The organism is Rhodanobacter sp. FDAARGOS 1247, from assembly GCF_016889805.1.
In the GTDB taxonomy this organism is placed as follows: domain Bacteria; phylum Pseudomonadota; class Gammaproteobacteria; order Xanthomonadales; family Rhodanobacteraceae; genus Rhodanobacter.
On the sequence record NZ_CP069535.1, the window covers coordinates 1,337,210 to 1,356,807 of the forward strand.

Annotated in this window: 21 protein-coding genes; 15 read left to right on the forward strand and 6 right to left on the reverse strand. The window is 66.3% G+C overall.

What is annotated here, in order from left to right; all coding sequences use genetic code 11:
* The first annotated feature begins 60 nt into the window (after positions 1-60).
* Positions 61-1,446 carry a DNA repair protein RadA gene (radA, locus tag I6J77_RS05955; protein WP_204110914.1) on the forward strand — a complete coding sequence of 462 codons (1,386 nt, stop codon included), beginning with the start codon at positions 61-63 and terminating at the stop codon, positions 1,444-1,446.
* 7 nt (positions 1,447-1,453) lie between these two features.
* On the opposite strand, the gene I6J77_RS05960 is transcribed toward radA, so the two are convergent.
* Positions 1,454-2,251, reverse strand: coding sequence for an inner membrane protein YpjD (locus I6J77_RS05960; RefSeq protein WP_204110915.1), 798 nt, complete (start codon positions 2,249-2,251; stop codon positions 1,454-1,456).
* 95 nt (positions 2,252-2,346) lie between these two features.
* On the opposite strand from I6J77_RS05960, the gene ffh reads away from it, so the two are divergent.
* The 5 genes from ffh to rplS all read left to right on the forward strand — a co-directional run bounded on the left by ffh (position 2,347) and on the right by rplS (position 5,925).
* The gene (gene ffh / locus I6J77_RS05965; RefSeq protein ID WP_204110916.1) at positions 2,347-3,729 is read left to right on the forward strand and encodes a signal recognition particle protein; all 1,383 of its coding nucleotides are present in this window, start codon (positions 2,347-2,349) and stop codon (positions 3,727-3,729) included.
* A 163-nt stretch (positions 3,730-3,892) separates the two neighbouring features.
* The gene (gene rpsP / locus I6J77_RS05970) at positions 3,893-4,147 is read left to right on the forward strand and encodes a 30S ribosomal protein S16 (protein WP_056717214.1); all 255 of its coding nucleotides are present in this window, start codon (positions 3,893-3,895) and stop codon (positions 4,145-4,147) included.
* A gap of 2 nt (positions 4,148-4,149) precedes the next feature.
* Positions 4,150-4,665: a ribosome maturation factor RimM gene (rimM, locus tag I6J77_RS05975; protein WP_007804751.1), complete on the forward strand. Its 516-nt coding sequence runs from the start codon at positions 4,150-4,152 to the stop codon at positions 4,663-4,665.
* A 36-nt stretch (positions 4,666-4,701) separates the two neighbouring features.
* Entirely contained in the window at positions 4,702-5,475 is a 774-nt protein-coding gene (trmD, locus tag I6J77_RS05980) for a tRNA (guanosine(37)-N1)-methyltransferase TrmD (RefSeq protein WP_056717213.1), read from the forward strand.
* Positions 5,476-5,517: 42 nt separating this feature from the next.
* Positions 5,518-5,925: a 50S ribosomal protein L19 gene (rplS, locus tag I6J77_RS05985; protein ID WP_056717212.1), complete on the forward strand. Its 408-nt coding sequence runs from the start codon at positions 5,518-5,520 to the stop codon at positions 5,923-5,925.
* A gap of 108 nt (positions 5,926-6,033) precedes the next feature.
* On the opposite strand, the gene I6J77_RS05990 is transcribed toward rplS, so the two are convergent.
* Positions 6,034-8,076, reverse strand: coding sequence for a GGDEF and EAL domain-containing protein (locus tag I6J77_RS05990; protein ID WP_204110917.1), 2,043 nt, complete (start codon positions 8,074-8,076; stop codon positions 6,034-6,036).
* A gap of 132 nt (positions 8,077-8,208) precedes the next feature.
* The gene (epmB, locus tag I6J77_RS05995) at positions 8,209-9,219 is read right to left on the reverse strand and encodes an EF-P beta-lysylation protein EpmB (protein ID WP_204110918.1); all 1,011 of its coding nucleotides are present in this window, start codon (positions 9,217-9,219) and stop codon (positions 8,209-8,211) included.
* Positions 9,220-9,307: 88 nt separating this feature from the next.
* Here epmB and efp point away from each other — a divergent pair, with 88 nt between their 5' ends.
* From efp to folE2, 7 genes are all read left to right on the forward strand, one after another.
* Positions 9,308-9,886: an elongation factor P gene (efp, locus tag I6J77_RS06000; protein WP_007804756.1), complete on the forward strand. Its 579-nt coding sequence runs from the start codon at positions 9,308-9,310 to the stop codon at positions 9,884-9,886.
* Positions 9,887-10,025: 139 nt separating this feature from the next.
* Complete coding sequence (locus I6J77_RS06005) at positions 10,026-11,357, forward strand: TRZ/ATZ family hydrolase (protein WP_056765520.1); 1,332 nt, start codon at positions 10,026-10,028, stop codon at positions 11,355-11,357.
* 12 nt (positions 11,358-11,369) lie between these two features.
* Positions 11,370-11,621 (forward strand): YciI family protein, encoded by a 252-nt coding sequence (locus tag I6J77_RS06010; RefSeq protein ID WP_056717208.1) that lies wholly within the window; start codon positions 11,370-11,372, stop codon positions 11,619-11,621.
* Between the two features lie 89 nt (positions 11,622-11,710).
* A complete protein-coding gene (ubiG, locus tag I6J77_RS06015; RefSeq protein WP_204110919.1) occupies positions 11,711-12,415 on the forward strand; it encodes a bifunctional 2-polyprenyl-6-hydroxyphenol methylase/3-demethylubiquinol 3-O-methyltransferase UbiG in 705 nt (234 codons plus the stop codon).
* Entirely contained in the window at positions 12,412-13,095 is a 684-nt protein-coding gene (gph, locus tag I6J77_RS06020; RefSeq protein ID WP_204110920.1) for a phosphoglycolate phosphatase, read from the forward strand. Before ubiG ends, gph begins: the two co-directional genes overlap by 4 nt.
* On the forward strand, positions 13,092-13,946 hold the full coding sequence (locus I6J77_RS06025) for a phytoene synthase (protein WP_204110921.1): 855 nt from the start codon (positions 13,092-13,094) through the stop codon (positions 13,944-13,946). The genes gph and I6J77_RS06025 overlap by 4 nt, the downstream gene beginning before the upstream one ends.
* Before the next feature lie 108 nt (positions 13,947-14,054).
* On the forward strand, positions 14,055-15,002 hold the full coding sequence (gene folE2 / locus I6J77_RS06030; protein ID WP_204110922.1) for a GTP cyclohydrolase FolE2: 948 nt from the start codon (positions 14,055-14,057) through the stop codon (positions 15,000-15,002).
* 37 nt (positions 15,003-15,039) lie between these two features.
* Here folE2 and yidD read toward each other — a convergent pair whose 3' ends face one another.
* A complete protein-coding gene (gene yidD / locus I6J77_RS06035; protein ID WP_204110923.1) occupies positions 15,040-15,312 on the reverse strand; it encodes a membrane protein insertion efficiency factor YidD in 273 nt (90 codons plus the stop codon).
* Positions 15,313-15,427: 115 nt separating this feature from the next.
* Between yidD and dksA the strand changes: the two genes are divergently transcribed.
* Positions 15,428-16,660, forward strand: a complete 1,233-nt coding sequence (gene dksA / locus I6J77_RS06040; protein ID WP_239309202.1) for an RNA polymerase-binding protein DksA — start codon at positions 15,428-15,430, stop codon at positions 16,658-16,660.
* Between the two features lie 178 nt (positions 16,661-16,838).
* Here dksA and I6J77_RS06045 read toward each other — a convergent pair whose 3' ends face one another.
* Entirely contained in the window at positions 16,839-17,276 is a 438-nt protein-coding gene (locus I6J77_RS06045; protein WP_204110924.1) for a SufE family protein, read from the reverse strand.
* Positions 17,277-17,349: 73 nt separating this feature from the next.
* Positions 17,350-18,780 (reverse strand): cysteine--tRNA ligase, encoded by a 1,431-nt coding sequence (gene cysS, locus I6J77_RS06050; protein WP_204110925.1) that lies wholly within the window; start codon positions 18,778-18,780, stop codon positions 17,350-17,352.
* A 190-nt stretch (positions 18,781-18,970) separates the two neighbouring features.
* Between cysS and I6J77_RS06055 the strand changes: the two genes are divergently transcribed.
* Entirely contained in the window at positions 18,971-19,510 is a 540-nt protein-coding gene (locus I6J77_RS06055) for a glycine zipper 2TM domain-containing protein (RefSeq protein WP_204110926.1), read from the forward strand.
* The last annotated feature ends 88 nt before the right edge of the window (positions 19,511-19,598 follow it).

The following is a 19,598-nucleotide window of genomic DNA, read 5'->3' on the forward strand; positions in this document are numbered from 1 at the left end:
TCGCGGTTTGCGATGGCCGCAGGCTAAGCTTCCCGCATCGTATCCCGCTGGAAAACTTTCATGGCCAAGGCCAAGACCGCCTATGTCTGCACCGAATGCGGCGCCGAGCACAGCAAGTGGCAGGGCCAATGCATCGAGTGCGGGGTGTGGAACACGCTCAGTGCGATCGTGCTGGAGCCGGCCACGGCGGGCAAGTCGTCGGTGGGCGCGCAGCGTTCCAGCTATGCCGGCGCCGCCGCGGGTTCGCCGAAGATCACGCCACTGACTGAAGTGATGTCGACCACCGAGGCGCGCACGCTGACCGGCATCGGCGAACTCGACCGCGTATTGGGCGGCGGACTGGTGCAGGGTTCGGTGGTGCTGATCGGCGGCGATCCCGGCATCGGCAAATCGACCCTGCTGCTGCAGGTGCTGGGCACCCTGGGCCTGCAGTTGCCCAGCGTCTACGTCACCGGCGAAGAATCGCTGGCGCAGGTCGCCTCGCGCGCGCAACGCCTGGGCCTTTCGCTGGACCCCTTGCGGGCGCTGGCCGAAACCTGCATCGAACGCATCCTCGAACAGGCGATGACGACCCGGCCGAAGGTGCTGGTGATCGATTCGATCCAGACCATCTGGACCGAACTGCTCACCGCCGCGCCCGGCTCGGTGTCGCAGGTGCGCGAATCCGCGGCCAAGCTCACGCGCTTCGCCAAGGAGACCGGCACCTCGGTGTTCCTGGTCGGTCACGTCACCAAGGAGGGTGGCATCGCCGGCCCGCGCGTGCTCGAGCACATGGTCGACGCGGTGCTGTACTTCGAGGGCGAATCGGGCAGCCGCTTCCGCGTGCTGCGCGCGTTCAAGAACCGCTTCGGCGCGGTCAACGAACTGGGCGTGTTCGCGATGTCGGACAAGGGCCTGCGCGAGGTGCCGAATCCGTCGGCGATCTTCCTGTCCTCGCATACGGGACCGACCTCGGGCAGCGCGGTGATGGTCACTCGCGAAGGCACCCGGCCGCTGCTGGTCGAAGTGCAGGCGCTGGTCGACCAGTCCTCGCTGGGCAATCCGCGCCGGGTCACCCTGGGACTGGAGCAGAACCGCCTGGCGATGCTGCTGGCGGTGCTGCATCGGCACGGCGGCGTGGCTGCGTACGACCAGGACGTGTTCGTCAACGTGGTGGGCGGCATCCGCGTGCAGGAAACCGCAGCCGATCTGCCGGTGTTGCTGGCGGTGCTGTCCAGCTTGCGCGATCGGCCGTTGCCCGAGCACATGATCACCTTCGGCGAGGTGGGATTGTCTGGCGAGATCCGGCCGGTGCCGAACGGCGAGGAGCGCCTGAAGGAAGCGGCGCATCACGGCTTCAGGCGTGCGATCGTGCCGAAGGCCAACACACCGAAGAACGGCAGGGTCGGCGAGATGGAGGTGGTCGGCGTGGAGCGGCTGAGCGAGGCGATCGACGCCTGCCGTTGAGCGCGGCCTATACCGGGCGGTGCAACACCAGCTCCAGCACCGCCTTGCTGCCGAAGAACGCCAATACCAGCACGGCCATGCCGATCAGGGTCAGGTTCACCGCGCGCGAGCCGCGCCAGCCATGCCGCCAGCGTCCGTAAAGCAGCACGCCGAAGACCAGCCACGCGACGATGGACAGCACGGTCTTGTGCACCAGGTGCTGACCGAACAGGTTGTCGACGAACAGCACGCCGGTCAGCAGGGTCAGCGAAAGCAGCACGAAGCCGGCGCTGATCAGGCGGAACAGCAGGGTTTCGGTCAGCGTCAGCGGCGGCAATGCGCGCAACCAGCGGCCGAACTGGCGATGCCGCAATGCCCGTTCCTGGATCGCCAGCAGGATCGCCAGCACGGCGGCGATCGACAGCACGCCGAAAGCGACCAGCGCCACCGTGACATGCAGCTTGATCTGCCAGTCCATCGACTGCGGCAGGGTGGGCGGGGCCAGGAAGCTGTCCACCGCCACCAGCGCCGCGGTCAGCGGAAACACGATGACGCCCAGCGCGGCCACCGGGCGCGAGGCATTCACCAGCAAGGTCAGCGCCGACACGACGAAGGCGACCAGGGACAGTGCGGCGAAGAAATGCAGGTCCAGCGCGCCCCGGTGAATGCCGAGCAGGATGCTGGCATGCAGCAGCACGGCCCCCCCGGCCAGGCCAAGTGCCAACCGGTTCAGCGGCTGGCCGCTGCCCAGCAGCGGACGGGCGAGCACCGCCGCCGCGGCGAGGTAGAGCACGATGGCGATCAGCGCAAGCAGGTGTGTGGTCATAGCCCGGCAGTGTCGCACAGGCCCTTGCCGGCTTGCATGCCAAGGCGGTCGCCGCGTCCGTTATAATCGCCCCTTTCCCGTTTGCCGGTTCCGCCATGTTCGAGTCGCTCAGCCAACGTCTTTCCACCACCGTCAACCGCCTGCGTGGCCGCGGCCGGCTGACCGAGGAAAACATCCGCGAGGCGCTGCGCGAGGTGCGCATCGCGCTGCTCGAGGCGGATGTGGCACTGCCGGTGGTGCAGGCGCTGATCCAGCGGATCAAGGTGCGCGCGGTCGGTCAGGACGTGGTCAAGAGCCTGTCGCCGGGCCAGGCGCTGATCAAGGTGGTCAGCGACGAGCTGACGGTGGTGATGGGGGCGGCCAACAGTGAGCTGAATCTGGCCCAGCAGCCTCCGGCGGTGGTCCTGATGGCTGGCCTGCAGGGCGCCGGCAAGACCACCACGGTGGCGAAGCTGGCGCGGCTGCTGACCGAGCGCAAGAAGAAAAAGGTGATGGTGGTCAGCTGCGACGTCTACCGTCCGGCGGCGATCGAGCAGTTGCGGACGCTGGCCGAGCAGGTCGGGGTGAAGTTCTTCCCGTCCGAGGCGGGTCAGGACCCGGTGGCCATCGCGAAGGCCGCCGTGGCCGCGGCGCGCCGCGAAGTGGTCGACGTGCTGATCGTCGACACCGCCGGTCGCCTGCACGTGGACGAGGCGATGATGGCCGAGATCAAGGCCTTGCATGCCGCGATCACCCCGATCGAGACCCTGTTCGTGGTCGACTCGATGACCGGCCAGGATGCTGCCAACACGGCCAAGGCGTTCAACGAGGCACTGCCGCTGACCGGCGTGGTGCTGACCAAGACCGATGGTGATGCCCGCGGTGGCGCGGCGCTGTCGGTGCGCTATGTCACCGGCAAGCCGATCAAGTTCCTGGGCGCGGGCGAAAAGAGCGACGCGCTGGAGCCGTTTCATCCCGATCGCCTGGCCCAGCGCATCCTCGGCATGGGCGACGTGCTGTCGCTGGTCGAGGAGGTCGAGCGCAAGGTCGACCAGGACAAGGCGCAGAAGCTCGCCCAGAAGGTGATGAAGGGCAAGCGCTTCGACCTGAACGACATGAAGGACCAGTTGGAGCAGATGGGCAACATGGGCGGACTGGCCGGCCTGATGGACAAGCTGCCCGGCGTGTCCGGCCTGCCGGACAGCGTCAAGTCCAAGGTCAACGACGGCGAGATGAACAAGATGATCGCGATCATCAATTCGATGACCAAGAAAGAACGCCGTCACCCCGATCTGCTGAACGGCTCGCGCCGCGCCCGCGTGGCGCGCGGCTCCGGCACCCAGCCGGCCGACGTCAATCGGGTGTTGAAGCAGTACATGCAGATGGAAAAAATGATGTCCAAGCTGTCCAAGGGCGGCACCAAGGGCCTGATGCGGCAGATGCGTGGCGCCATGAAGGGCATGGGCGGCATGGGCGGCGGTTTGCCGCCGATGCGCTGAGGGTCGCCGGACGCTCTACCGAAACCGCCTCGCGGGAATGGCGGCGTAGTGATGGGGTACTCGCGAAGCCCTTCCCTTTTCCCGAAAAACCGCTAAAATGCCCCGTTTACCGCGCACGGCTCTCGTGTGCCTGCCGCCGGTTCGGCAATTCTGGAGTTTTACCATGGTCAAGATTCGTCTTTCGCGCGGTGGCGCCAAGGGCCGTCCGTTCTACCACGTTGTCGTGACCGATCAGCGCAGCAAGCGCGACGGCCGCAACATCGAGAGCGTCGGTTATTACAACCCGGTTGCGTCGGGCAAGGACAAGCGCCTTGAGCTGAACGTCGAGCGCGTGAAGGAATGGGTTGGCAAGGGCGCCCAGCTGACCGACAAGGTCGCTGCCCTGGTCAAGGAAGCCGGCAAGCAGCAGGCTGCCTGAACGTGACAACGGCCGGTCGACGCGTCCTGATCGGGCGCATCGTCGGGCTGTATGGCGTGCAGGGCTGGCTCAAGATCGAATCCTGGGCCGAGCCGCGCATGCGGATCTTCGACTACCAGCCGTGGCTGCTCGGTGCAGCGCCCGGTGCGGAGCTGGAGATCACCGGAGCGAAGGGTCGCCTCCAGGGCAAGGGCATGGTTGCCCAGTTGCCCGGGATCGACGATCGGGAAAAGGCGGCGGCGTTGATCGGTACCGACATCCATGTCGCCCGTGAGCAGCTGCCTCCTCCGGCGAAGGACGAGTATTACTGGGTCGATCTCGAGGGACTCGAGGTCGTCACCACGCAGGATGTGCAGCTGGGGCGGGTCAGTCATCTGTTCGCCACGGGTGCCAATGATGTCGTGGTGGTCCGGGACGGTGCGCGCGAGCGCCTGATCCCCTTCATCCAGGGTTCGTATGTGCGTTCGGTGGACTTGTCCGCAGGGCGCATGGTGGTGGACTGGGATCCCGAATTCTGACGTCGCCGTTTTTTGCGGACTAAAGGGTCAAGGATCATGCGCATCGACGTCGTCAGCCTGTTTCCCGACTTCGTGCGCCAGTGTGCCGAGGTCGGTGTGGTGGGACGCGCGCAGCAGCGCAAGCTGCTTCAGGTGGAAACCTGGAACCCGCGCGACCATGCCACCGACAGGCATCGCAGCGTGGACAGCAGCTCGTATGGCGGCGGTCCGGGCATGGTGATGATGATCGAGCCCTTGCGCACGACCTTGAAGGCCATGCGTGAGGCGGCACCGGAGCCGGTGCATCTGGTTTATCTCAGTCCGCAGGGAGCGCGGCTGACGCAGGGCAGGGTGGAGGCGCTGGCGAAACTGCCGCGCATCGGCCTGCTCTGTGGGCGTTACGAAGGTGTGGACGAGCGTCTGCTGGCGCACGAGGTCGACGAGGAGCTCTCCATCGGCGATTATGTGCTGTCCGGCGGCGAGCTTGCCGCGGCGGTGATCATCGACGCGGTGGGGCGTTTGCAGGATGGCGCGTTGAATGACGCGGCATCGGCCGAGCAGGATTCATTCTCGAATGGATTGCTCGATTGCCCGCACTATGCAAAACCGGTGCAGGATGCACTGGGTTCGGTACCGGAGGTGTTGCTGTCCGGTGACCATGCGGCGATTGCCCGCTGGCGCCTCAAGCAATCGCTGGGACGGACCTGGTTGCGCCGCCCGGACTTGTTGTCACGGCATGGACTGGATGCAGCTTCCCGGGCCTTGCTGGATGAATTCCGTCGTGAACATCCCCTGCGGGGACAATCACGGCAAGACGATGCGGTCGAGTGACCGCAACATTGCTTTCGATTTAAGTGAACCGACAGGTGCGCCATGAACAAGATCATTGAACAGTTTGAGTCCGAGCAGATCACCCGCCAGCTGCCGGAATTCGGCCCCGGCGACACCGTTGTCGTGAACGTCAAGGTGAAGGAAGGCAATCGCGAGCGCGTGCAGGCTTTCGAAGGCATCGTCATCGCCCGGCGCAGCCGCGGCCTGCATTCGGCCTTCACCGTGCGCAAGATCTCGCACGGCACCGGCGTGGAGCGCGTGTTCCAGGCGCATAGCCCGGCCATCGACTCGGTGTCGGTCAAGCGCAAGGGCAAGGTCCGCGGCGCCAAGCTGTATTACCTGCGTGGTCTGGAAGGCAAGGCTGCGCGCATCAAGGAAGACGTGGCCGCCGCCGCTGCCGCCAAGGCGAGCGCCAAGGCTGCCGCCGCTGCTGCTGCCGCCGCCGAGTAATTCCGGCACTGCGCGGTTGCGCATGAAAAACCCGCGGATCGCTCCGCGGGTTTTTTGTTGCCTGCCGCCTGCCCAGAGCCCGCCGGGATGCCCCGGCGAGCAGCCGCTTCAGTCCAGCCGCTGCGGGATCTGCAGGAAGTTGCCCTGCACGAAGTCCACGCCACAGGCGAACAGCAGCGAGGTGCTGGTCGCGTCCTCGACCCATTCGGCGATCGTCTGACGCTTCAGTTCGTGGGCCTGCTGGCAGATCTCGGTGATCTTCTTCTGGCTTTCCGGATGCTGCGGCAGGTCGGCCATGTAGCTGCGGTCGATCTTCAGATAGTCCGCATCGATGTGGTTGAGCAACTGGAACGAGTTGAGGCCTGAACCGAACTGCTCCAGTGCAAAGCGTCCGCCGATCTTCTTCCAGCCCTTGAGGAATTCCTGCGCCGGACGCAGCAGGGTCATGATCTTGCTTTCCGTCATCTCCAGCACCAGCTGGCCGCGCTTCAGCCCCGCCTGGCCCAGCCGCTGGCCCAGCCACGGCAGCAGGCTTTCATCCTGCAGCGAGGCGGCCGTGAGCTTGACGAAGAAGGTGGTCTGCTGGCCCTGCTTTTCGCGTTGCTGCAGGGCCGTGATGGCCTGGTCGAGCACCCAGCGGTCGATGGCCGCGGTGAGGTTGTGCTTCTCGGCGATCGGCATGAAGAAGCCCGGCAGAACCTCGCCCTGCGGGCCGTTCATGCGCAGCAGGATTTCCGAATACTCGCCCTCGACGTCCTGCAGGCTGATCGTCTGCTGGTGATACAGCACCAGCCCCTCTCCGGTCAGTGCCTTCTGCAGCAGTTCCAGCCAGTGACGGTCCTTTTCCGCATCCGCCTTTTCGCGCGCCGCCGGGTCGTGCAGTTCCACCTGGCTGCCGCCCAGGCTCTGCGCCGTGCGCAACGCATGGCTGGCCTGGTTGAGCAGCGATTCCGCGTTGGCGTTCTTCTCGCCGAGCAGGCTGCCACCGACGCTGGCGGTGACCGTGATCGAACGGCTGCCGGCGTCGAAGATCTCGCTACTGATGCTGTGTTGCAGCTTGGCGATCCATTCGCGGACGTCTTCGTCGGTGCGTGAATCGAGCAGCACACCCAGGGTGTGTTCGGCCAGCATGCCGGCCACGTCGTCCGCTCCCAGCAGCATGCGGATGCGGTCGGCGAAGCCGGACAGCAGCTCGTCGGCCTTGCCCAGGCCGATGCCGCTGACCAGCGAGGCCCAGTTGTCCGGCTCGATCAGCAGCAGCGACTGCCCCTTCTTGCCCTTGGCCGCGGCGGTGACCGCATCGTCCACCTGCGCCAGCATGTGCGAGCGGTTGTACAGCCCGGTGACCGGGTCGCGCTGGAGCTGCTCCATCACGGCGGGGTCGACCATCTGGCGGCGGAACACGATCTGCAGGCAGCGCTCGCCCTCGAACGTGGCTGGGGTGAATTCCACCGTGGCGTCGAAGCGGGTCTCGTCGGCGCGACGCGCGCGCAAGGTGAGCTGCGCGGGGAACTTGCCCTGGTGTGCCTGTCCCTTGAGCAAGGCCTTCATCTCGTCGGCGTTCGCCGCGTCGACCATGTCCAGCAGCGGCAGGCCGAGCAGGTCGTCGAAGCTGTCGTAGCCGAAGGTGTCCAGATAGGACTGGTTGGCACGCACATGCATGCCTTCGTGGACGTAGGCAATGGCGTCGGTGGAGGAGTCGAGCAGGGCGTCGCAGCGGCGCTCGGTCTCGCGCAGCGCGGTGTGCAGCCAGCGCACCTGGCGGCGCGTCTGCAGCGCGTCGAATTCGCGCTTGAGCACGGCGATCAGCTGCTTCGGATGGTTCCGCGAGGCGACGCCGCGGGCGCCATGCACGAACAGGTTGGCGACCAGTTCGCTTTCCATCTCGTTGACCAGGGCCAGCAGTGCAAAGTCACGCCCGTAAGCGTCCAGCACCTTCATCGCCTCGTCCAGGCTGATCGTGGTGACGGCCGGGTCGAACATCACCAGGTCCGGCTCCAGCTCGTTCACCGCCGCCTGCATCTGCTCGACATTGGTGGCGCGTGCGGGCCGCACGGCGATGCCGCTGTTGCGCAACAGGCTGATGATCTGTTCGGCCTCTTCGAGCGAGCTTTCGACGAAGAGGATCTTGATGACATATTCTTTTTTCATGGGGCGTGCTGCAGTCCGGTGATCATCGCGGGCGGTTCGGGGTTCGGACATGGCCTTGGGCCATTCGTGTTTGTAACGGATTCCGCCAGCAGCCGCCAGCAGCAAGCCGCCTAAAGGTGACGGCGGGAGGTCTCACAGGGGGCGTTTGGACGTATCGCCGCCCACTTCGCGGACCAGCCGCGGCACCAAGTAGCCGGGAAGCCTGGCGCGCAGGGCCTCCATCAACGCGAGGGCGCGGGAATCGTTGACCTCGAAATGGGCGGCTCCCTGCACGCGGTCGAGCTGGTGCAGGTAGTACGGCAGCACGCCGGCGGCAAACATCCGCTCGGACAGGGCGGCCAGCGCGTCCGCGTCGTCGTTGACCCCGCGCAGCAACACCGACTGGTTGAGCAGGGTGGCGCCGGCCGCCTTCAGCCGGTCACAGGCCGCATCGACGTCGGCATCGAATTCGTTGGCGTGGTTGGCATGCAGCACCACCACCTTCTGCAGCGGCAGGGCGCCGAGCCAGCTCACGAATTCCTCGTCGATCCGCTCGGGCAGCACCACCGGCAGGCGGGTATGGATGCGCAGGCGGATCACCTGGGGCAAGACAGCCAGACCGCAGCCCAGTTCGTCCAGCTTGTGGGTGGCCAGCGCCAGCGGGTCCCCGCCGGACAGGATCAGTTCGCGAATCGACGGGTCGGCCCGGAGCCGGGCCAAGGCGTCGCGCCACTGCGAGGCGGCGGCGATCTCCTCGCCATAGGGAAAGTGGCGGCGGAAGCAGTAACGACAATTCACCGCACAGCTGCCGCTGGCGATCAGCAGGGCGCGGCCGTCGTACTTGTGCAGGAAGCCCTGTCCGGCCCTGGACGCCATGTCGCCCACCGCGTCGGCCGTGAAACCCTCGACCTGGTCGTGTTCGGCCCGTTGTGGCAGCACCTGCAGCAGCAGGGGGTCGGTCGGGTCGTTGCGGCGCATCCGCGCCACGAAGCCACGCGGAACCCGCAGGGCGAAACCGGCGTCATCCGGCGGCAGCAGATCGGTGCGGTGGCCCAGGCCGACCGCCTGCAACAGCTCGCCGGGGTCGGTGATGGCGTCCCGCCACAGTTCGCGCCAGCCGGTTGCGGCGGACGATAGGCGGGAATGGGGGCTTGCGGTTATCATGTCGGGCCTTGGATCGGGCGGTGACGCCCGTGACAGACACCCATTTTAGCCGCCCCTCGGGCGAAAACGACTCCGGAGCAGATAGCGCATGGCGACCCTTGGCCTCAACGACGTCAAAACGGGCAAGAAGATCCTTCACAACGGCGATCCCTGGATCATCACCGAAGCGGACTTCATCAAGCCCGGCAAGGGTCAGGCGTTCACCCGCATCCGCATCCGCAACCTGAAGGACGGCCGCACCACCGAGCAGACGCTGAAGTCCAGCGACTCGTTCGAGGAAGCGGACGCCACCGACACCGACATGCAGCTGTCCTTCATCGACGGCATCGGCAAGGACAAGGTGTGGCACTTCATGAACATGGAAACCTTCGAGATGGTGCCGGCCTCGCTGGCTGCCATGGGCGATGCGTGGAAGTGGCTGAAGGGCGAGGAGGAGTGCGTGGTCACCCTGTTCAACGGCGGCATCGTCGCGGTGCAGGCGCCGAAGTTCGTCGAGCTGAAGATCGTCGAGACCGATCCGGGCGTGCGCGGCGACACCTCGGGCGGCGGCGGCAAGCCGGCCACGCTGGAGACGGGAGCCGTGGTGCGCGTGCCGCTGTTCGTCAACCAGGATGAAGTCATCAAGGTCGATACCCGCACCGGCGAATACGACAGCCGCGTCAAGTGAGTGATGGGAGCCTCGTGCTCCCGTCGCTGGTCAAGGCGGACATGCCCACCGGCATGACCGACAAAGCGAATGGGGCGGGCGCCGCAAGGTGTGCCGCCCCATGTCGTATTCAACAGCAGCCGCTGCATGGAGCAGAACTATGAGCCAGTCCCATCCGCAACCCGTCGACCTGATCATCGAGGCACGCTGGGTGGTGCCGGTGGAGCCGCATGCGGTGGTGCTGGAGGATCACGCGGTGGCGGTCGACGGCGACCGCATCGTGGCCTTGCTGCCGATCGCCGACGCTCGCGCGGCCTATGCGCCGCGCGAGCGGGTCGAGCTGGGCGAGCACGCATTGATCCCCGGCCTGGTCAACAGCCACACGCACAATCCGATGACCCTGCTGCGTGGCCTGGCCGACGACCTGCCGCTGATGGTGTGGCTGCAGCAGCACATCTGGCCGGCCGAGGCCAAGGTGATCGGTCCGGAGTTCGTGCGTGACGGCGTCGAGCTGGCGGTGGCCGAGATGCTGCGCGGCGGCACCACCTGCGCCAACGAAAATTATTTCTTCCCCGACGTGATCGGCGCCACCTACCGCAAGCTGGGTTTTCGCGCGGTGGTCGGCCTGCCGGTGATCGAGTTTCCCACCGCCTGGGCGAAAACCCAGGACGAGTACTTCGAGCGCGCCGGCGAAGTGCATGACAGCTTCCTCGGCGACAGCCTGCTGACCACCGCGTTCGTGCCGCATGCGCCTTACACGGTGTCGGACGAAAGCTTCGAGCGCATCCGCGTGCTGGCCGACCAGCTCGACATCCCGGTCCACCTGCACACCCACGAAACCGCGCAGGAGGTGGAGGACGAAAAGGCCAAGAGCGGGCTGCGACCGTTCCAGCGCCTGCAGAAGCTGGGCCTGGTCAACGACCGGCTGGTCGCGGTGCACATGACCCAGCTGACCGAGGGCGAGATCGCCGCGTGTGCGGCCGCCGGCGTGTCGGTGGTGCACTGCCCGGAGTCGAACCTCAAGCTGGCTTCCGGCTTCTGCCCCGCCGAGAAGCTGCGCGCCGCCGGCGTCAACGTGGCGATCGGCACCGATGGCTGCGCTTCCAACAACGACCTGGACATGTTCGGCGAAATGCGTACCGCGGCCCTGCTGGCCAAGGCAGTCGCCGGCGATGCCGCCGCGTTCGATGCGGCCTTCGCGTTGCGCGCGGCCACGCTCAACGGCGCCAGGGCGATCGGACTGGAAGCGAAGATCGGCTCGATCGAGGTGGGCAAGCAGGCGGACTTCGCCGCCGTGCGGCTGAGTGACCTGGAGACCCAGCCGATGTTCCACGTGATCTCGCAGCTGGTCTATGCGACGGGTCGGCACCAGGTCAGCGACGTGTGGATTGCCGGCGTGCGCAAGCTCGCCGCGCGCGAGCTGGTGGACATGGACACCGGCGCGATCCTGGCCCGCACGCGCGCCTGGCGCGAGCGCATTGCCTCGGCTTGAGGGAGACCTTCCATGAACCGCTACCTGATCCTGTTGATGCGCCGCCCCCATCTCGACCCTGCCGTACTACCGCTGCATCGGGCGTATCTGGAGGGCCTGCGCGAACAGGGGCAGGTCGAGCTTTACGGCGGCTTCGGCGACAAGTCCGGCGGTGCCTACGTGTTGCGTGCCAGCGACATGGCGCAGGCGACGGCCATCGCGCACAACGACCCGGCGCACATCAGCGGCGGATGGGACATCACCGTGCATGAATGGCTGACCTGAATCCTTGCACTCGTCCGTGAGCACAGGAATCCGGCCGGCCACGCCGGGCCACACTCTTCAACAAACTCATTGCCATCGTGGATTCGAACATGACCACCACCAACGTGAGCCCCGAGGAAATCGCCCGTTTCGACAGCCTGGCGGCGCGCTGGTGGGACCCTGACGGCGAGTCGCGTCCGCTGCATGACCTCAACCCGGTACGCGCGGCGTACATTGCCGCGCGCGCCGACCTGCGCGATGCGAAGGTGGCCGACGTCGGCTGCGGCGGCGGCCTGCTCAGCGAAGCGCTGGCGCGCGCCGGTGCCCGGGTCACCGGCATCGACCTGGGCAGCAAGGTCATCGACGTGGCGCGGCTGCACCTGTACGAATCGAAGCTGAGCGTGGATTATCGCGTGCAGTCCTCGGCCGAACTGGCGGCAGTCGAAGCAGGGAGTTTCGACGCGGTGTGCTGCATGGAGCTGATCGAGCACGTGCCGGACCCCGAAGCCCTGGTGAACGACCTCGCCACGATGCTGAAACCGGGAGCGCGCCTGTTCATGTCCACCATCAACCGCACCCCGGCCGCGTTCGGCGCGGCCATCATCGGGGCGGAGTACGTGATGCGCATGCTGCCGCGGGGCACCCACCATTACGCCCAGTTCCTGAAGCCGTCCGAACTGGGCCGGCTGCTGCGTCATGCCGGGCTGGAGCTGGAGGATGTTTCCGGGCTGGGCTACAACCCGCTCACGCGCAAGGCGTGGCTGGGCAGGATCACGGCGGTCAACTACGTGCTGTGCGCACGCAAGCCGGCATGAGCCGTCCGCTCCCGGAAAACGTTCAAGGCGTGCTGTTCGATCTGGACGGCACCCTGCTCGACAGTGCTCCGGACCTGTACGCGGCCCTGCTCGCCCAGTGCGCGGAGGAGGGCGCGGTCCCGCCGCCTTACGCACCGGTGCGCGAGGTGGTGTCGCGCGGCGCGCGCGCCGTGCTGCGCTGCGCGTTCGCCGGGCGCGGCGAGGACGGCGTGCTGGCCCTGGTGCCCCGTTACCTGGAGCTCTACCGGCAGGTCATGGCCCGGCAGACCCGCGCCTTCGAGGGCGTGGACGACTTGCTGGCGCGGATCGAGGCGCGAGGCTTGCGCTGGGGCATCGTCACCAACAAGGCGGCCTTCCTCACCGATGAACTGGTGCGACGCATCGGCTGGAGCGAGCGGGCCAGCGCCGTGGTTTCCGGCGATACCCTGCCGGTGAAGAAACCCGATCCGGCGCCGGTGCTGCTGGCCTGCGAACGCGCAGGGCTGACGCCGGCGCGTTGCCTGTTCGTCGGCGACGATCGGCGCGACATCGAGGCCGGCGCCGCGGCCGGCCTGTACACGGTGGCGGTGAGCTGGGGGTATCTCGACGGCGGCGACCCGCATGGCTGGGGCGCCGACGTGGTGCTGAACCATCCGGCCGAACTGGCAGCATTGCTGCAACTGGAATCGAGCGTCGCATGATCGAGCTGGTCGAACAGAGTGCGGTACTGCAGGGCTTCATCGACAAATGGCTGGCGGTGCAGCCGCAGCAGCGGATCGCCCTGGCGTTTGTCGACGGCCGCCGTTACCCGGGCCATGTCGCGCTGGCCGCGCTCGAACAGGAGCTGCTGGGCGCCGCCTACGGCATCCGCGAACCGCAGGTGGCCGCGGCCAAGCTCAACTGGTGGGCCGAGGAGCTGGCCGGTGCCGCGGCCAGCGGCGGCCGTCATCCGCTGAGCCAGGTGCTGTTCGACGACGAGCGGGCGCACGCCATCGCCAGCGAACTGTGGCTGGCGCCGGTCATCGCGGCCATGGCACAGCTGGAGCAGGGCACGGCGGCGGATTTCACGGCGCAGATCGCCGCGGCGATGCCCCTGCATGGCGCGCTGGCTGCGCTGGAGACGGCCTGGTGGTATGGCGCGGCGGCGTCGGCCGAGCGGGCCGCGCAGGTCGCCGTGCTGAATCACCTGTTGTACGCGCTGCTGCGGCTGGATACCGATGCCGAGCGCGACCGCCTGCCGCTGCCGATGGCGCGGCTGGCGCGACATGGCCTAGATCGCACCCAACTGCGCAGCGCCAGCGCGGCGCGGCAGCAGGCGATCCAGGCGCAACTGGAAGACCTGCTGGGCAGCTGGCGCGCGTCGACGGCCGTGAGTGGTCCGCTCAGCGTGTTTCGCTCACTGGAGTCCCGCCACGCCAGCAAGCTGGCACGGCGCGCCGCGCGTTCCGGCGATGCGCTGGCCACGCTGCAGGCCGGTCAGCCGCGTACCGGACTGTCGACCACCTTGCAGGCGTGGCAGGCAGCACGCGCGTGGCAGCGTCAGCGGCCGTAATTCGTTCAAGACGCAGCGTTTCCCCCGCGCCACTATTGCGCCGTGGGCTGCGTGCCCCAAGATTGCTTGCTTCACCGGCGAGTTGCTTCGCCGAGATCAGGACCCGCCATGCCGAACCAGGAAAATACCGCCCGTCTGCTGCCCGACGTTGCCGTCCATGCGCAGCCCCATCTTGCCGGCGCGCTGGACTGGGTCGGCATGGCCGACATCCAGGTGCCGGTGCTGTTCGATGCCGGCGATGGCCAGCCGCAACGTGCCAGTGCGCGGGTGGGCGCCTTCGTCAACCTGAAGCGGCCCGACAAGCGGGGCATCCACATGTCGCGGCTGTACCTGCAGGTCGAGCAGGCACTGAGCACGCAGACGCTGGGTGCCGACATGCTGCATGCGCTGCTGCGCGGCTTCCTCGATTCGCATGGCGACCTGTCCGACCGCGCCTGCCTCAGCATCCGTTTCGAACACCTGGTGCGCCGCCCTGCGCTGAAGAGCGCCAACAGCGGCTGGCGCGCCTATCCGGTCTGCATCGAAGCCAGCCTCACCGGCGACGAGTTCCTGCTCGAATTCGGCACCGAGGTGATCTACTCCTCGACCTGTCCGGCATCCGCCGCCTTGTCGCGCCAGTTGATCCAGGACCAGTTCGCCAGCGACTTCGGCGCGGATCAGCCGCTCGACCATGCCGCCGTGCTGGCCTGGCTGGGCAGCGAGAAGGGCATCGTGGCCACGCCACACGCCCAGCGCAGCGTGGCGCGTCTGCGCGTGCGTCCCGTGCCGGGTGCCGGCTTCCACCTGGTCGGCCTGATCGATGGCGTCGAGCACGCGCTGGGCACGCCGGTGCAGACGGCCGTGAAGCGCGAGGACGAGCAGGCTTTCGCGCTGGCCAACGGTGGCAACCTGATGTTTTGCGAAGACGCCGCCCGGCGCATCCAGAAGTCCCTCGATGCGGACGCCACCCTCAGCGACTTCCATATCCGCGTGGAGCACCAGGAAAGCCTGCACCCGCATGATGCGGTGGCCTACGCCAGCAAGGGCGTGGAAGGCGGCTACGGCTCCGCGCCGTAGCCAACGGCTGCGGCAGGCGTCGCGCACCGTCGCCTGCTCACTGCGTGTCGACGGAATCCCCCTGATGCCGGCAGCGGGAAAAATGAAAGTGCTCGGGCACCGGATCATCGCCGCCGTCGCACAGCGGCTGGCAGCGCAGCAGCCGCCAGCCGGTCAGCAGGCTGCCGCGCCAGGGGCCGAAGCGCGTGACGGCAATCCGTGCATAATCGGAGCAACTGGGCTGGAAGCGGCAGCGCGGGCCGAGCAGGGGACTGAGCCAGCGCTTGTACAAATGCAGCAACCACAGTATGAATCGGGTCGGGATATTCACGGTGCCGGAACAGCCTGCATCGGGTAATGGTACAAGTATTCCAGAAGCAGGCTTGCTGGTGCAGCATACATGGGCTATAACACCCGGCCGCCACGGCCACTAACGGTGAAGGGATATGGCGAAAACGACGCGTAGTTCGACCGCCGCCAAGGCGCAGAAAGCCAAGGCTTCGTCTGGAAGCAAGGCCGGCAAGTCGACAGTTGCAGGCAAGGGAGCGACCGTGAAGAACGCGAGCAGGACACCGGCCAAGGCGGCGTCGAAGGCCGTTGCCAAGACCAGGCCGAAGGCCGCAGCCAAACCCGCAAGCAAGCCGGCGGCGAAGAAAGCCGCGTCGAAAAAGCCGGTCAGCAAGCCCGTCGCCAAGTCACCAGCCAGCAAGTCACCAGCGAAGAAATCACCGGCGAAGAAGTCCGCCCCGGTCAAGGCTCCCGTGTCGAAGAAAGTCGCCACGAAGGGCGCCGCGAAGAAGGCTGCCGTGAAGAAGGCGCCACCCGCCAGGGTCGTCGCGAAGAAGCCTGTCGCCGGCAAGGCTGTCGCGAAGAGCGGCAAGCCTGCCGCGGGCAAGGCCCGCAGCGCCGCCAAGCCAGCCAAGGTCGTCGCCAAGCCGGCCGTCGCGGCAAAGCCCGCGGCCAAGCCGGCGCCGAAGCCGGTGGCCAAGCCGGCCCCGAAAGCGATCAAGTCCGCCGAAAAGACGGTGGCGAAACCGGCACCGGTAGCTGCCGCAAAACACGTATCCCCGGCACCCGCCAGCACCCTGTTCAAGGGCAAGGTGGCGAGTGCAACCGCCATGGTGACACCGCGCGCAGAAACCGCCGCGCACCATGCCTCTTCCTCCAAGAAACAGAAAACGTCGTCTTCAATGAATAAACTTGCTGCAAAAAAACTCGATAACGGTATCACCCAGGAAGACGGGCGATACGCACTGTCCTCCACCACCAACATCAGCTTGCCCAAGGGTTACCGTCCCTCGCCCGACGAGGAGTACATGAACCCGATGCATCTGGCGTACTTCCGCAACAAACTGCGCGACTGGCGCGACCAGCTCGTCGAGGAGTCGCGTCAGACCATGGACAACCTGCGCGAGGAAGTTCGCGATGTGGGTGACGAGGCCGAGCGCGCCACCCGCGAAACCGAGAACTCGCTGGAACTGCGCACGCGCGATCGTTACCGCAAGCTGATCTCCAAGATCGACAAGGCGCTGCGCCGGATCGAGGAAGGCAGCTACGGTTTCTGCGAAGAGACCGACGAGGAGATCGGCGTCGATCGTCTCGATGCGCGACCGATCGCCACCTTGTCGCTGGATGCGCAGGAACGCCGCGAGCACCTGCAGAAGCAGATGGGCGACTGAGGGCTGTGCTTTTGCGCTCATCCATGAGCGCAAAGATCAAACCGGCATCCATGCCGGACTCTTCAAAAAAACGCCCCGCTTCGAGCGGGGCGTTTTGCGAGAAGTGAGTGGAGATGAGTGAGAGAAGGCAACGGCGTCTCGCGCTCCGGCTTTTCTCTCACTTCTCACTCCTCTTTACTCACTCCTGGCTCGCCATCACCTTGGCGTACTCCTTCAGTTTCGTCAGCGTGGCGGCCAGGCCGTTCGAGCGCGTGGGCGACAGGTGCTTGGCCAGGCCGATGGTGCCGATGAAGTTGGGTTCGGTGGCGAGGATCTCGGCCGCCGGGCGGTCGGAATAGACGCGCAGCAGCAGGGCGAGCAGGCCGGACACGATCGCCGAATCACTGAAGGCCTCGAAGTGCATGTTCGAGGCATCGCCGGAGGGCACCAGCCACACCATCGACTGGCAGCCGTGCACGCGGTAGAGGTCGTTCTTGTGCGCCTCGGGAAAGTCCGGCAACTGCTTGCCGAGGTCGATCAGATACTGGTAGCGCTCGGTCCAGTCACCGAAGAAGGCGAATTCCTCGGCAATCTGCTGCTGCGCCTGTTCGGCGCCGGTGCTGGCAATGGCATTCATCCGGGCATTATCGCGCATTAGGGCAAAGCCAAGAGGTTGTCGCTACACAAAAATGCCGTTGTCACTCTCTAGGCTATTTTCTAACCCTATGCCAAGACACCTTGCCTCCGGGCAGATCTTCAAGCGCGATACCACTATCGCTAAGGGCATTACGTATGAGATCCGCTCGCTTCCAGTCTTTTTGTGCCCGAGCTTCGTTGCGCTCCCGGATACGTTCGTCGATTTGTTCATCTGTAAAATCTCCGTCCCGGAGCCGAACGTTGGGTGTAGGGGACTTCAATCTCATTGTTGCGGTGATAGTGGGCTGCCAACGGAACCATGCTTCCGGTGATTGTTGCAGCAGGCCGAGTAGGGCAGCGCCGCCAAGCAATGCGGCCTTGGCTTCGGCACTGCCGGACTGACGCGCGGCATCGGCCAGCACGGACAGCTCGGCCAGCGCCTGGGGCGTGTTGAGGTCGTCGCACAGCGCCGCTTCGATCCGCGGCGGCACCGGCAGCTCACCTGTCGGCAGGGCCACGTCGGTCAGGTCGCGCAGTACGCGATACCAGCCATCGAGCGTGCTGGTGGCTTGCTGGATGGCGGCTTCGGACCAGTCCAGCGGCTGCCGGTAATGGCCGCTGAGCAAGCGCAGGCGCAAGGCTTCAGCCGGATGCAGCTTGAGCAGTTCGTGCACCAGCAGCACGTTGCCCAGCGACTTGGACATCTTGCGGCCATCGAACGTCAGCATGCCGTTGTGCATCCACCAGCGTGCGAACACCTTGCCGCCGTGGGCGCAGGTGGACTGCGCCACCTCGTTCTCGTGGTGGGGGAACAGCAGGTCGACGCCACCGGCGTGGATGTCGATGGTCTCGCCCAGGTGCGCAGCGCTCATCGCCGAGCATTCGATATGCCAGCCGGGGCGACCGCGACCCCACGGGCTGTCCCAGCCCGGCAGTTCGAGGGTGGAAGGCTTCCACAGCACGAAATCGCCGGCGTTGCGCTTGTACGGCGCCACTTCCACCCGCGCGCCGGCGATCAGTTCATCGGGATCGCGGCCGGACAGCTTGCCGTAGTCGGCGAACGAACCGACGTCGAACAGCACGTGACCCTCGGCGGCATAGGCATGGCCACCGTCGATCAGCGCTTCGATCATCGTGACGATCTGCGCGATATGGGTGGTGGCATGCGGCTCGATGTCGGGCGGCGCCACGCCGAGCCCGGCCATGTCGTCGCGGTAGGCCTGGGCGAAGCGGTTCGTGATCGCGTCGATCTGCACACCCTGCTGCTGCGCGGCGGCGTTGATCTTGTCATCCACGTCGGTGATGTTGCGGGCATACACGACGTGGGGGTAATGCCGTCGCAGCAGGCGCACCAGCACGTCGAACACCACCGGCCCACGCGCATTGCCGATGTGCACGTAGTTGTAGACGGTGGGGCCGCACAGGTACATCGTCACGCGCTCCGGGTCGAGCGGGGCAAACGGTTCGGTGCGACGGGTCAGGCTGTTGTAGAGCGATATCGGCATGGTGGAATCCGCGGCATGGGCCGTCCGGACAGGGGGTTCGGCCAGCCCGGCATCTTAACAAGGTGTAAGTGGCCGAGTCGCGCCGGCTTCCCGTTGACTGATTCTAAGGGTGTATTCAGCGTGAATTTGCTGCAATGGCTGCCAGTACGCGCGCCTGCGCGAGTGGTGTTTCAGTAATTGGGAGGTCGTGATGACCAAGCTGTGGATTTCCGCGCTCGCACTTGCCCTGCTGGCGGGCGGCGTTTGTGCACAGGATGTGCGTTACGCCAACCCCAACAATGGCAACAATGACGACAACGCCCACTACGGCTGGGCCGACGTGTTGCGCGCCGACCCGGTGCTGGGCGTGACCCGCACCGAGGTGCCGCGCCAGGAATGCTACGACCAGCCGGTGGTGCGCCACGAAGGCGGCAACAGCACCGCGGGAACCGTGCTCGGCGCCGTGATCGGCGGCGTGCTGGGCAACACCGTGGGCAAGGGCGACGGACGCAAGGCCGCCACCGTGGCCGGCGCCGTGGCCGGCGGCGCGATCGGCAACCGGACCAACCGTGGCCGCGACTACGAAACCACCCAGACCCAGTGCCGCGAGGTCAGCTCGGTCAGCGAACAGCGCCGGATCATCGGCTACGACGTGGAATACCGCTATCGCGGCGAGGTCTACACCTCGCGCCTGAGCTACGACCCCGGCGAGCGCCTGCGCGTCCGGGTACGGGTCGACCCGGCCGACTGACCTCCACCAGCAACGCCGCCAGCCTTGGCGGCGTGGCTTTTCGGGACACCCGAATTTTTTGTTGCACGGCAGCGAAATTGTCGGCATG